A 12,661-nucleotide genomic window follows, 5' to 3' on the forward strand; every position below is an offset into this window, starting at 1 on the left:
TCAGGCGGTAATGGGAACATGGGGATGAGCTTAGGCGGCAGAACGTGAAATCGCCTTATGTACCGGTTTTTGAGTACTTACATCCCACCCATTGAAGCAATCAAGAATGCCATCAAGAATCTTTTCTTTATAAACACACCGTCTGTTCGGGTACTGCTCATTATGCCTTGCATGAAAAACCCAGCGACCATGATAAACTTTATATTCACCGCTAGTGATATTTCCGTCAGAATCCGCGCCACAAGCCACAGGCATCAAGCCTCTGCCGTGACACAATCTCAGCACATTTTCATCCGCACCATCCGGACATTGTTCAATACCATCACCGATTTGATCTCTGGAAAAATAGATATCACCGGCTGGACACTTCAGTGTTTTACTTTTTCTTAATTCTTCGATCGTAGGCCTGTGTTCAATCTCAACAAAAGGATGATGCGTAGACGTTTCCTTACCCAAGCTGGAAAAAGGTAGCTCCGTTGACCCCAACGGTAAAGACGCAGGTAACACATCAACCGCTGTCGCATTCTCCTGACGGTATGGCGCAGCCATAACACCCGGAAGAGAAGACAACCCCAAAAGCAGCAAAAAACTTTTTTCCAGGCTAAAAGCAGAAATAATCGAGCATGGCTTTGGCTTACTGATTATTAACCTTTCCCTATCCTTCTCACCACCAGAACTCAGCATGGTAAAACCATAAGGCGCCACATGGGGCGCAGCCATTCTCAAATACCGGTAAAGGCACTGCGCTTCTTCACATAATAGTTTTAACGATGATTTACCCAGGTCATATCGGTTGAAAATAGCCTCTATTTCATCTGGAAAAGAACGTAAAGAATCAATAACATCATCACTATCATAAAGAATATATTTGCTCTCCTCCTCTACAGAAATAAAATCAGGCATTTCATAGTCAGAGAACTCATCATCATTAAAAGGAATCAATGTTTTCAGTACGTACGCTGCATCTTCCATACTTGAAAGGTGCAGCAAATCCTTGATTTTCTTCTTGGCCACCTCATCCCTTAATTGCTCAACAAAGCCTTGCACAGACGATGATTTATTTTGTTCTTTTGCAATGAGCCGTTCCATCAACGAACAACATTTTTTAACACCTACATCAGCCATTCGACTGAAAGAACACACTATACCAACAGATATTAAAGCAAATATTTTTTTTCGACCCCAACACACAACACGTGAAAATACTTTACCCGCTGAAATCCCGATCCCCGACTTATAAAAAAAAGCACCAATATCCACTGATTACACCATGAAATGAACAACATACATGTGAAGTAAAAACAGCAATACTTAGAAAATCACTAACAATCCGGTTTTTTTGCGAAGACTCAACAACTAGTATTAATAACAACACCATGCAGTATGCCAACTCTCATAGACGGCCTTAACTTATTAAGGCATCTAAAAAACATGAACAACCATACCATTAACTCTATCACTGACCTTTTTACGCAGCAGCACTTCGCATTACTTATCTGGAGTCATACATATGAGAAACTCAGAAAGCCACCCTGATTTTACAACAACATTCTCATTGTTTATGTCATGCCCACCACACAAAACAACAAAGGGAAGCCTACAGGCTTCCCCTCTAAAGATCACGATCCGCAATATCCGGTTTTAAACACCGATCAGAACGGAAACTTACCACCACCCGGCGGCATCATGCCCGCCGGCATCTGCCCTTTCAGACCACCAAGGCCACGCATCATTTTTGCCATGCCGCCCTTACCACTCATCTTCTTCATCATCTTACTCATCTGTTTGTGCTGCTTGATGAGGCGGTTGATATCCTGAATTTGAGTACCGGAACCGGAGGCAATCCGCTTCTTGCGGGAACCATTGAGGAGGTCCGGATTGCGACGCTCCTTTGGCGTCATGGAGTTAATAATGGCTTCCATCTGGGAAAACATCTTGTCGCCCGCCTGGGACTGCTGGGCCATCTGCCCCATCGCACCCATGCCTCCCATACCGGGTAGCTTGTCCATCATGCCGGCAATGCCACCCATGTTTTTCATCTGCTGCAGCTGGTCCTTGAAGTCTTCAAGGTCAAAGCCCTTGCCTTTTTTCAGCTTGCTGACGAGTCGGTCAGCCTTTTTCTTGTCGAGCTTCTGTTCCGCTTCTTCAATCAGGGAGAGCACATCACCCATACCGAGGATACGGGAGGCAATTCGATCAGGGTGGAAAGGCTCCAGGGCATCAGTCTTTTCCCCCATACCCAGGAACTTGATCGGCTTGCCGGTGATATGACGAACCGACAGCGCCGCACCACCACGGGCGTCACCATCTGCCTTTGTCAGGATCACACCGGTCAGCGGCAGCGCGTCATTGAACGCCTTGGCAGTATTGGCGGCATCCTGACCGGTCATGGCATCAACCACGAACAGGGTTTCGATCGGGCTAATCGCACCGTTCAGCGCCTTGATCTCATCCATCATCTCGTCATCGACATGGAGACGACCGGCGGTATCGACGATCACCACATCTTTCTGACGCAGGCGTGCTTCATTAATCGCCGCATTAGCGATATCCACAGGCTTCTGCTCGATGGTCGACGGGAAGAAATCAATACCCACTTCGCCGGCAAGGGTTTCCAGCTGCTTGATGGCGGCCGGACGGTACACGTCGGCACTGACCACCATGACGGATTTCTTCTTCCGCTCCTTCAGCCATTTACCCAACTTGGCTACGGAGGTGGTTTTACCCGCACCCTGCAGACCCGCCATCAAAATGACCGCCGGCGGCTGGCAGGCCAGGTTCAGCTCATCATTGGCCGCGCCCATCACCTCGACCAGCTCTGCATTGACGATCTTGACGAACATCTGGCCCGGGTTCAGGCTCTGGCTTACTTCCTGACCGACCGCACGCTCACGGACCCGGTTGACAAAATCCTTCACCACCGGCAGCGCCACATCGGCTTCCAGCAGGGCCATGCGCACTTCGCGCAGGGTATCCTTGATATTGTCTTCGGTCAGTTTGGCTTTGCCTGTCACATCGCGCAGCGTTTGCGACAGACGATCAGAAAGATTTTCAAACATCCAGCGATCCTTGGTTCTCGCGCACCATTAACGGTTATTTGATCGATTATAACGCAGCAATGCTACCGGCATCACCACCTCTACCCCGTGTTTTCCCAAATACCGTGCATAAAAATGGGACAACCGGGCAAGGACATGAGTTACCCACAACTTCTGTGGACAACTTTGTGGGTTTCCTCGGGACGATTCCCCAAAAAAGCGCCCCCTCCAATCTTGGCAGCAAAATGACCATTTTATGAACACACCATCACCGCATGCACGATCGAACCCTTCACGGCGACGACCGCTTATGCGAAACTCTGCGGGTTCAGACAGGTTTATGGAAGCAATGAACATCGCCATCTCCAGCATTCTGGCCATCGCCTTTTATATCAGCGGCACCCTTTGCCAGTGGGGGCGTCTTCGAGGACGCGACATTCACCGCCCCTTGGTACAGACACTGGTCTTCGCCGGTGCGCTGGCGCAGACATTAAGCATCTACCTGATTATTCACACCCCCAATGGCGTCAACCTGAATTTTTATACGGTAGGCTCTCTGAGCAGCTGGATGATCATTTTGATCATTCTTGCCAGCAGCCTGCGCAAGCCGGTGGAAAACCTGCTGATCGGTCTGTTGCCGATTGCCATCGCGGCTGTCGGCTGCTCGCTCCTGCTCAGTGGACCGGAAGATATTATTCCGTCCACCCAGCCGGGCATGATCTTCCATATCATCATTTCCATTCTCTCATACAGCACCCTGACCGTGGCTGCGTTTCAGGCTGTATTGCTGGCCTGGCAGGAAAGCAAGATCAAACACCACCATCCAGCCAGCCTGATCAAGGCCTTTCCTCCCATGCAGACTATGGAAAAACTGCTGTTTGAGTTTCTCTGGGCTGGATTGATTCTGCTGACCCTGTCACTCACCACTGGATTCATCTATCTGAACGATATGTTTGCACAGCATGTCGTTCACAAAACCGTGCTGTCGGTTCTGGCCTGGTGCATATTCGGCATTCTGCTGACCGGTCGACACATCCTCGGCTGGCGCGGCCAAACCGCCATCCGCTGGACCCTGGCCGGCTTTGCCTGCCTGATGCTGGCTTATTTCGGCAGCAAGTTCATGCTGGATATGATTATCAACCGTGGCTAAAATCGCAGGTATAAATACAAAATCCACCAGGATGGTTATGACCCACACGAGCAGCAGTACTGAACCACCCCCGTGGTGCCACAATTGCACAAGTGGCACACGTTCGACACATCACCGGCCGAGCGCCAGCATGTTTTCCCTGACCCCACCGACAGAGGTATAGATTCCCTTGAACGAAGCACCGCTAAGCGTCCTGCTGGGAGCGCTTGTTGTACTTCTCCTGCTTTCTGCATTTTTTTCCAGTTCTGAAACAGGGATGATGGCGCTGAACCGCTACCGGTTACGCCATAAGGCCAGGAGCGGCAACCGCGCCGCCAAACGCACCAGCGAACTGCTGGACAGAACAGATCGGCTGATTGGTGTCATCCTGATCGGCAACAATTTTGTGAACATCCTGGCATCAGCCATCGCCACGATTGTGGCGGTCAGAATCTGGGGAGATGCCGGTATTGCCATCGCCACCTTTACCCTGACCCTGGTTGTGCTGGTATTTGGTGAAGTCACCCCGAAAACACTGGCCGCGCTGCACCCGGAAAAAGTCGCGTTTCCCGCATCGCTGATTCTCAAGCCACTACTCAAGCTATTCTACCCGCTGGTGCTGGTTGTTAACGGGGTTTCAAACGTTCTGCTGCGCTGCCTGGGCGTTGATACATCCAAAGGAGGGACGGACCAACTGAGCCAGGAAGAACTTCGCACCGTGGTTCACGAAGCCGGCGGATTGATTCCCGGCACCCGCCGAGGGATGCTGCTGGGCATTCTGGACCTGGAAAAGGTCAGCGTCGACGACATCATGATCCCCCGCAACGAAGTGGTGGGTATTGATATCGAAGATGATATTGATGAAATACTGGAACAACTGCGCACCGCCCAGCACACCCGGCTACCGATCTACAAAGGGGACATCAACAATATCGTCGGCATCCTGCACATGCGTAAAGTGGCCCGCCTGCTGAGCCTGGACGAAGTCAATCGCGCCGCCCTGCTGAATGAGACCCGCGATGCCTATTTTGTCCCGGAAGGTACACCGCTCCATACCCAGCTGTTCAATTTCCAGAAAGAAAAACGCCGGACCGCCATCGTGGTGGATGAGTACGGCGATGTCATGGGACTGGTCACACTGGAGGATATTCTTGAAGAGATTGTCGGCGAATTCACGACTGACGTCGCCAGTAACAACCGCGACATCACCCCTCAGCCTGATGGCTCATTCATTATTGATGGCACCGCGACCATTCGGGATATCAACAAGGCACTCGAGTGGCACCTGCCCGTAGACGGCCCCAAAACACTGAACGGATTGGTGACCGAACATCTCGAAGAAATTCCCGACACATCGGTCTGTATCACCATCAGTGGCCGTTATCGCATGGAAATTCTACAGATTCGGGATAACCGGGTACGCTCCGTACGCGTTTATCCTCCGATCAAGCCATCCTAAGCCTCTAGCTATTCCAGAAGGCCCGCTGCATGAATCTGGCGGGCCAACTGCTCTCCCCACAATCGATAGCCTTTCTCTGACGGGTGATAACCATCAGAAGCGAGGTAATCGGGCTGAAAATGAAAGACCGTGTTCATATGAAAGACCCGGGAATGTGCTTTAGCGACATTCTGTAATACCTTGTCCAGCAGTCGCGCCCGCGCACCCAACACTGTAGACAGTGGCTGTGGTAATGCAGAAAACAGGTGTACAGGGGGGATAGCTGCAAAGACAACCGGACAATCGGTGACGGAACGAATCTCTTCCAGCATGTGTACAAGTTGACGTCGCCAGGCATTCTGACTGGTGAGACCCGTTGTATCGTTTACACCCAGCGCGATCACCATAAGGCTGGCAGGTGCATCTTCCTGAGCCTGCCGAAAAGAGGGTAACAATTCAGAGATCGAATCCTCACATTTCAGACCATTTTTTCCCAGCGCCTGCCAACTCACTTTGGCACGACTTTCAGCAGATAATGCATTCGCCAACTGACCCGCCAGAGCTTGGCGCATTAAGTCAACCCCGACACCAGCAACGGTGGACTCTCCCAGTAGATAGAGATGCCTGACAATGCTCCCGCTACCTGCACTGCCCCGCCACTCTCCCCGAGCCTCCGGCAGGCGGGGTGTCTTACGCCTGACCCACCGCCCCTGTACGGCAAGCACAGGCAAAGCGGCAAGCCCCACCCACCAGAACAAGCGGTGTCGCCAGACCGACCGACGAACCACGTTCATGGCTGCCCCATATTTCCTGAGGCCATTCTTTCCCGCGCACGCGTCAGTACATCCAGCTTCTGCTCTCGGGTGAGTTCAGGCCAATCACGAATCTCGCGGATGTGACGACCACAACCAGTGCATATTTCCATTGCATCCAGCTTACATACGGCAATACAGGGAGAGCTAACCAGGTAATCGCGCAGTTTCATCATGAGGAAAAACGCTCATCAACCACCAGCTGTCGTTGATAGCGTTGAAAGTTCTGGACGTAATGGGCACTGGAGAGCTCCAGCATTTTCTTCTGAGGATCGGTGACCGTTCTGACGACCCGGCCGGGCGAACCCATGACAACCGAATAATCGGGAATGACTTTGCCTTCCGGAATCAGTGCGTTGGCACCAATGACGCAATATTTGCCAATCATTGCACCATTAAGGATCACTGCGTTGATCCCCACCAGGGAATACTCCCCGATCTCACAACCATGCAACATTGCTTTGTGCCCAACCGTTACCCCCCGACCTATCGTCAACGGGAAACCGGGATCAGTATGCAGCACAGCGCCATCCTGAATATTGCTATTCTCACCTACCGTAATCAGCTCATTATCACCACGTACTACGGCGTTGAACCAGATACTGGCATTATTCTCCAGCGCGACCGCACCAATGACACGGGCGCTGTCGGCCACAAACCAGTCATCACCACGTACATCCAGACAGCGTTCACCCAGGCGATAAATCATGCAGGAAGCCTCTCCCGTAAAGGGATGATTATTATTCTCGGGGAAGGAGTTTACCGGAAAACGGTCGAGAAGGAACTCACGCCTGCTTGCGCCAGATACCACCCTCGACACGCTGCCCACGCTGCTGCGGCACGTCCAGCGGAATGCCGGCATTCAGTCCGACGTTGAGGAATTCCACCAGCATAATGGCCGTCAAGCCCCAGATCTGGTAATCCCCATACTGCCAGGCCGGCACAAAAAACGATTGCTGCTTATACCGTAACTCATCGGTACGCAGGCGCTCAGCTTCCAGAAAGAATGCTAAAGGAACCCGAAAAACACGATCAAGCTCATCCAGGTTGGCATGTAATTTTATGGATTCCGGGACCAGCCCCACAAAAGGCGTGACCTTAATACCAAAGCGAGAAATCACCTGCCCGGTACGACCCAGAACATCTACCGAATCACTGGGGACACCAATCTCTTCGTGGGTTTCCCTGAGCGCGGTCATCTGCAGATCCCGGTCTTCTGGATCGCGCTTGCCCCCGGGGAAGGCTACCTCACCACTGTGGGTATTGAGCCGGGCAGAGCGGCGGGTCAGAATAATCTCAGGGTTGTGGGTATTATCCGTCAGGGCAATCAAAACGGCCGCTTCAGGAAGCGGTACGGCCAGATCCCTGGGGGTGTGTTCTATCAGCTGATTTCGTATTTGTTTCAACATAATCCGGCATGCATCCTTGCCTTTCGTTGTGACTCCGGAAAAGCCATCCTGCTTTCCAATACATTCAGATTACTATATCCCCGGTTCCCACGATTCTCCAGCGACAAATCGCTTTAACAACCATCCTCCATCAGAAAAGCAATATTAAGGCCAATTATTTCCTTAGACGCTATATCCCCCCTCCAGGTTCAATCCTTTCTTCACGGAGGGTAGACTGTTGATTAGGGGAGAGTCGAGGTAATCGCGTCATGAATTATTGCAGCCATTGCGGAGCATCCGTTGAGCTGACCGTACCGGATGGGGACAATCGGGAGCGCTATATCTGTCGTCAATGTGGCTTTATCCACTACCAGAACCCGAAGATTATCGCCGGCATACTGCCTTGGCTGAATGATCAGATCCTGCTCTGCAAACGGGCAATTGAGCCCCGCCGCGGGCTCTGGACGCTCCCTGCCGGCTTTATGGAACTCGGGGAAACCACCCGTGAGGCCGCTTTGCGGGAAACCTGGGAAGAAGCGAGAGCCAGGGTCAAACAGCCGGAACTTTACCTAGTCTTCAATATTCCTCATATCAATCAGGTCTACATGATCTTTCGAGGCGAACTGGAAGATACAAATTTTGCACCCGGCGAAGAAAGCCTGGAAACCCGCCTGTTTTCAGAAGCAGACATTCCCTGGCGGGAACTCGCCTTCTCATCCATCAAAGCCAGCCTGACCCAATACTTCATCGACCGGCGGGATAACCATTTCCCGGTACATATGGAAGACCTGCAATTATCAATATCTAACCGTTAAACAATAGTGATTGGCCAGGCTTCCAGCGCAGGTTGCTCATAAGGGTGGGTAGCGCGTAGTGCCTCAATGACAGCTGACAGACAATGATCCTCAACCACCGTTTCCACCTTCACTTCCGGTACGGCTTCGAGGCGACCGGTCTCACCACAGTGGGGCTGGCTGCCGGCTAAGGGACGAAACTGAGTCACCCCTTCACACTGCCAGCAGTATTGATCGTAACCACCCACCCGGCCAGCACCGGCAACGAAAATCGCGTCCTTGACCTGTTCAAGGTGACTGTCCGGCACAAAGAAACAGAGCTTGTACATATCAACCCGACAAATCCCGATAATAATTGATCACAGGATTCGCGTATATCTTCAGAAACCAGTCCTGGCTGGCTGTCGAACAAGCACTCAAACGCTCGTGGAACGCACTTCGCTTCTCATTCAGGTCAATGCCTGAAAATTGCTGCTCCCAACCTGGTATCTTCTGACCACTCTGATGCTCACATAACAGCTCATGGGCAATATAGTTGGAAGGGTGCAGGTGATAGAGGGTATGGATCTGTCTGTCGACTTCCCGCGCCACATCAACCGCCGAATTAAACCCAGCGCCCAGCGGTTGGCCAAATGACACATGCACATACCCTTTCCAGCCTTCAATCCCCGTTGCGATGCTCTGGAGATCCTCATCCGCTGCTTTGTCATAGTTTCCCTTGTCTGACCTGACCTGCAGCTCATTCGCCTTGCGTTGGTCGCAGGGGTCATATTCATAAGCAACGGATACCGGCACGATCCTCAGCTTCTCCATGACTTCACCGAGCGTGTGACCTTTGCCTTTCTGGCTCATGTACAGCATCTTGATGATGGCGCTGTCGGTTCGATCGTCGCCGTCTTTCGCTCGCCCTTCTCGATGCGCAATCCATACAGAATGACCGGTTTCAATGGAGTGATTCACAAAGGCAGACAGTTTCTGGTAAGCACCCAGCTTTTCCCGCAACGAGACCAGTGACCGTTTTACGATGAAACTCTTATTCAGCCGCATCAGGTCACTGACATACGGGCGGCTCAGCAGATTATCGCCAATGGCAACCCGCATGGTCTCCATACCTCGGTTATAGAGGCCGTAATTCACAAAAGCCGAGTCCATCACAATGTCGCGATGATTGCTCAGGAACAGGTAAGACTGACCGGGCTCCAGGGTATCCAGGCCGGTCCAGGTTACGTCGCTGGTCGTTTTTTTCACGACACGCTCAATATAGGGCGCAATCACGTGCTGCAAACCACGCACATCACTAATACCGGCGAGCTTGCGTTGCAGAAGAAAGCGGGTCAGCGGACGAAGGAAGCCCCCCAGGGACATCGCCAGGGAGGGATAGCTGAAATGCACCAGCGCTGACAGCAGCTGTTGATCCTGTAACAGACGATCCAGTATCGGTCGAACTTCCTGATCACTGTAAGGACGAATATCGTCGAATTGCTCCATTAACCCGCAGTCGCTCAAAAATTTATAACTGGATGGCATTATAAACAGATGATCATTCGATTTCTGTATCTGCTGGTTTCGCTTTTGTAAATGCTGCCATCCCCCGTCTGACAAGGGGTAGGCGGTAGTTTATGCTTTGGGATAGGGCTCGCTATCGCTTTCTCGTGTAACCGAGGCAATCAACAGTAAAAGCTGTGTAAACATAGCCTTTAAACTGCCAGCGAGTATAATCCGGTGTACATAACGTGAAGAATATCGAGGAAACGATGCAGGTCAAATACGGGGTACTGGCAGCCGCATTACTGGCAGCAATCGCCACCACCGCACCCGCGGAGGACAAGGATGCGGAACAGGGAAATACCCTTGAATCCATGATCAGTCAGGGACGCGAGCTGCTGTCCAGTGGAAACCAGGAGCAGATGCAGCGAGTCGTCAGCGAGCTTCAGCAGGCAGCCAAGGCACATTCCGCAGAGGCTCAGCGTCTGCTCGGTGAAGCCTACAGCAAGGGCCTGGGAGTCGAGAAAAACCTGACCCGTGCCTTTGAGCACTATGCCGACGCGGCCCGCCAGCTGGATCCGGTTGCGCAATACGAAGTGGCCAAAGCCTACTTCACCGGCCAAGGGACAGACGCCAATATGATCTCTGCTTACATGTGGGCCACACTGAGTCAGTTAAAAGAATCTTCCGTAAAAGAGCAGGCGGTCAAACTGCGCGATGACATCAGCAAACTGCTGACCCCTGAGCAGATTGAGAAAGCCCGCATGCTGTCTGACCAACTGCAGCAGATCTACCTGAAAACGCAATAAACCGTCACGCGGTAAAGGGTCATGATCAAGATATACAGCCCCCGGAATCACCTTGAGGCGCAGGGCCTGCAGGATATGCTGGCCAGCCACCATATCCATGCCCATATTTCAGGCACCTACCTGCAGGGTGCCGTTGGCGAACTCCCGGCCCATGATCTCCTGGGGCTGCTTACCGATATAGCGGATGCAGACCGCGCTCGGGAGCTGGTCAACGAGTGGCTCAATGCCACCCCTGTCATTGACGACACCCCTGAGGAATGAACTAACCGTGTGCGGACGTTTTACCCTGCTGACAGACAAGGTGGACTGCCGACAATTTGGGCTGGATCTCCAGTTCAGCCAGCTACCACATTACAACATTGCCCCGCGTGACCAGGTCACCCTTATCCGCAACCATCATCAGCGAGAATGTGTGACTGCCAGCTGGGGCTTGGTACCCGGCTGGCTAAAAGACCTGTCACGGGCACAAATCAACGCCCGTGCTGAGACTATCGCGGAAAAGCCCATGTTCCGTCACGCGTTCCGTCAGCGTCGCTGCTTGATACCTGCGAATGGATATTTTGAATGGCAGTCGTTGTCTAACCACAAGCAACCCTGGTATATCCGCAAGCGCGATAAATCACTGATGGCCTTCGCCGGAATCTGGGAACGCTATCATGCGTCAGACGACGTTTTTTATGACTCCTGCGCCATCATCACGACAGAGGCTAACCCCTTGACGGCCAAAGTACACGAAAGAATGCCCGTTATTCTACAGCCGGAACACTATGAAACCTGGCTATCCACTGACAGTGACCTGATCACTTGCCAGACACTGTTACAGCCATTAGCTCCAGAACTTTTGCAACTCTGGCCTGTCTCCACATATGTGAATAATCCCGCGCACAAAGGGCCACAGTGCATTGAAGCTATTGCTGGATAATTCGTTCGGATATATTTTTCTGATTTGAGACTACTCATGAATGTGTTCACTTTAGGATTACATAACATGAATCTCTTCAAGGACGAGATACCGGTCTTTGCCTTTCCTCTCGATACGAAAGTTAGCAGTTAGATCAGACCATTCACCATTGAGAGGAAGCTCATAGTAGACAAAACCTAAACAGCCTTCAGGACCTACACACCTATCAACGAATCTTTGCCCAATATTGCCCGCTGCCTTCATTGGATTAGTCATCCTTGAATACTTCACTGCCAGGATGTGACGTTGGTAATCCATAGCCGTTTATAAAAGATTCAATGAAGTTCGGACATCAATTGTCATTTTGCTGCCGATGAAGCTCTTCCTGCTAACACCTTAAGTTTTGTTGGCATAAGTATCTTGTGAAAATAGAGGTAACGCACACTAAGCAACTTATAAACACTGCGAAGCACAACTCAAGGAATGCCCTAAACAATCATTCAAGCTATAGACTAGCTTATATTGTTTTTAGTTATAAAAATATCTCCATTTATTACATTACAACACATTTTTGCTTTGGCATACTGCCATTCAGAGTGAACATAACGATACGTGTATATCTTTGAATCGAATGATGTAGAGACCGACAGACTTTTTTGTATCAAAAATCACCCTGCCTTTTTAGTGTAAAGACTACATGCTGAATATTGTGCAAACAGAAACTGTAGTGACTTTTTAAAGTTTTAGTTCACCCTCCTCTGATTTTAAAACCATGCTCAAACGCTGCCCCCCTGTGCCAGCATAGTTGTCGCCTCTTCTGAAATTTCCAACTTAAACAGGGGGTGGTCAGTGAGTAATCAATGACCC

Annotated in this window: 14 protein-coding genes; 6 read left to right on the plus strand and 8 right to left on the minus strand. The window is 51.2% G+C overall.

The window, feature by feature from the left end; all coding sequences use genetic code 11:
• Positions 1-30 precede the first annotated feature (30 nt).
• Both ABD892_RS14485 and ffh read right to left on the minus strand, forming a co-directional pair.
• Positions 31-1,260, minus strand: a complete 1,230-nt coding sequence (locus tag ABD892_RS14485) for a hypothetical protein (protein WP_345196553.1) — start codon at positions 1,258-1,260, stop codon at positions 31-33.
• A 392-nt stretch (positions 1,261-1,652) separates the two neighbouring features.
• On the minus strand, positions 1,653-3,059 hold the full coding sequence (gene ffh, locus ABD892_RS14490; RefSeq protein WP_345196554.1) for a signal recognition particle protein: 1,407 nt from the start codon (positions 3,057-3,059) through the stop codon (positions 1,653-1,655).
• Positions 3,060-3,378: 319 nt separating this feature from the next.
• Between ffh and ABD892_RS14495 the strand changes: the two genes are divergently transcribed.
• Entirely contained in the window at positions 3,379-4,188 is an 810-nt protein-coding gene (locus tag ABD892_RS14495; protein ID WP_345196555.1) for a cytochrome C assembly family protein, read from the plus strand.
• A gap of 169 nt (positions 4,189-4,357) precedes the next feature.
• Complete coding sequence (locus ABD892_RS14500) at positions 4,358-5,626, plus strand: HlyC/CorC family transporter (protein ID WP_345196557.1); 1,269 nt, start codon at positions 4,358-4,360, stop codon at positions 5,624-5,626.
• A gap of 8 nt (positions 5,627-5,634) precedes the next feature.
• Here ABD892_RS14500 and ABD892_RS14505 read toward each other — a convergent pair whose 3' ends face one another.
• The 4 genes from ABD892_RS14505 to ABD892_RS14520 form a co-directional block, all read right to left on the minus strand.
• On the minus strand, positions 5,635-6,399 hold the full coding sequence (locus ABD892_RS14505; protein ID WP_345196558.1) for an SGNH/GDSL hydrolase family protein: 765 nt from the start codon (positions 6,397-6,399) through the stop codon (positions 5,635-5,637).
• Positions 6,396-6,593, minus strand: coding sequence for a DUF1289 domain-containing protein (locus ABD892_RS14510; RefSeq protein ID WP_345196559.1), 198 nt, complete (start codon positions 6,591-6,593; stop codon positions 6,396-6,398). Before ABD892_RS14510 ends, ABD892_RS14505 begins: the two co-directional genes overlap by 4 nt.
• Positions 6,590-7,126, minus strand: coding sequence for a gamma carbonic anhydrase family protein (locus tag ABD892_RS14515; RefSeq protein ID WP_345196560.1), 537 nt, complete (start codon positions 7,124-7,126; stop codon positions 6,590-6,592). The genes ABD892_RS14510 and ABD892_RS14515 overlap by 4 nt, the downstream gene beginning before the upstream one ends.
• Before the next feature lie 76 nt (positions 7,127-7,202).
• Positions 7,203-7,826, minus strand: a complete 624-nt coding sequence (locus ABD892_RS14520; protein ID WP_345196561.1) for a CoA pyrophosphatase — start codon at positions 7,824-7,826, stop codon at positions 7,203-7,205.
• A gap of 248 nt (positions 7,827-8,074) precedes the next feature.
• Here ABD892_RS14520 and ABD892_RS14525 point away from each other — a divergent pair, with 248 nt between their 5' ends.
• Positions 8,075-8,620 (plus strand): NUDIX hydrolase, encoded by a 546-nt coding sequence (locus tag ABD892_RS14525; protein WP_345196562.1) that lies wholly within the window; start codon positions 8,075-8,077, stop codon positions 8,618-8,620.
• Here ABD892_RS14525 and ABD892_RS14530 read toward each other — a convergent pair.
• Together ABD892_RS14530 and ABD892_RS14535 are read right to left on the minus strand one after the other, a co-directional pair.
• Complete coding sequence (locus tag ABD892_RS14530) at positions 8,617-8,928, minus strand: YqfO family protein (RefSeq protein WP_345196564.1); 312 nt, start codon at positions 8,926-8,928, stop codon at positions 8,617-8,619. The genes ABD892_RS14525 and ABD892_RS14530 overlap by 4 nt on opposite strands.
• 1 nt (position 8,929) lies before the next feature.
• Positions 8,930-10,105: a 1-acyl-sn-glycerol-3-phosphate acyltransferase gene (locus tag ABD892_RS14535; RefSeq protein WP_345196565.1), complete on the minus strand. Its 1,176-nt coding sequence runs from the start codon at positions 10,103-10,105 to the stop codon at positions 8,930-8,932.
• 227 nt (positions 10,106-10,332) lie between these two features.
• On the opposite strand from ABD892_RS14535, the gene ABD892_RS14540 reads away from it, so the two are divergent.
• The 3 genes from ABD892_RS14540 to ABD892_RS14550 are packed head-to-tail and all read left to right on the plus strand — an operon-like array spanning position 10,333 to position 11,815.
• On the plus strand, positions 10,333-10,893 hold the full coding sequence (locus tag ABD892_RS14540) for a tetratricopeptide repeat protein (RefSeq protein ID WP_345196567.1): 561 nt from the start codon (positions 10,333-10,335) through the stop codon (positions 10,891-10,893).
• 21 nt (positions 10,894-10,914) lie between these two features.
• Positions 10,915-11,154, plus strand: coding sequence for a putative signal transducing protein (locus ABD892_RS14545; RefSeq protein ID WP_345196568.1), 240 nt, complete (start codon positions 10,915-10,917; stop codon positions 11,152-11,154).
• A 7-nt stretch (positions 11,155-11,161) separates the two neighbouring features.
• Positions 11,162-11,815 (plus strand): SOS response-associated peptidase, encoded by a 654-nt coding sequence (locus tag ABD892_RS14550; protein ID WP_345196569.1) that lies wholly within the window; start codon positions 11,162-11,164, stop codon positions 11,813-11,815.
• The last annotated feature ends 846 nt before the right edge of the window (positions 11,816-12,661 follow it).

Origin of the sequence: Kistimonas scapharcae (assembly GCF_039540975.1) — a bacterium.
Taxonomy (GTDB): Bacteria; Pseudomonadota; Gammaproteobacteria; order Pseudomonadales; family Endozoicomonadaceae; genus Kistimonas; species Kistimonas scapharcae.

Coding starts and splice junctions, on each gene's coding strand:
- ABD892_RS14530 (WP_345196564.1), bottom strand. CDS start 8,928: ATGTACAAGCTCTGTTTCTTTGTGCCGGACAGTCACCTTGAACAGGTC.
- ABD892_RS14515 (WP_345196560.1), bottom strand. CDS start 7,126: ATGATTTATCGCCTGGGTGAACGCTGTCTGGATGTACGTGGTGATGAC.
- ffh (WP_345196554.1), bottom strand. CDS start 3,059: ATGTTTGAAAATCTTTCTGATCGTCTGTCGCAAACGCTGCGCGATGTG.
- ABD892_RS14520 (WP_345196561.1), bottom strand. CDS start 7,826: ATGTTGAAACAAATACGAAATCAGCTGATAGAACACACCCCCAGGGAT.
- ABD892_RS14495 (WP_345196555.1), top strand. CDS start 3,379: ATGGAAGCAATGAACATCGCCATCTCCAGCATTCTGGCCATCGCCTTT.
- ABD892_RS14510 (WP_345196559.1), bottom strand. CDS start 6,593: ATGATGAAACTGCGCGATTACCTGGTTAGCTCTCCCTGTATTGCCGTA.
- ABD892_RS14545 (WP_345196568.1), top strand. CDS start 10,915: ATGATCAAGATATACAGCCCCCGGAATCACCTTGAGGCGCAGGGCCTG.
- ABD892_RS14505 (WP_345196558.1), bottom strand. CDS start 6,399: ATGAACGTGGTTCGTCGGTCGGTCTGGCGACACCGCTTGTTCTGGTGG.
- ABD892_RS14525 (WP_345196562.1), top strand. CDS start 8,075: ATGAATTATTGCAGCCATTGCGGAGCATCCGTTGAGCTGACCGTACCG.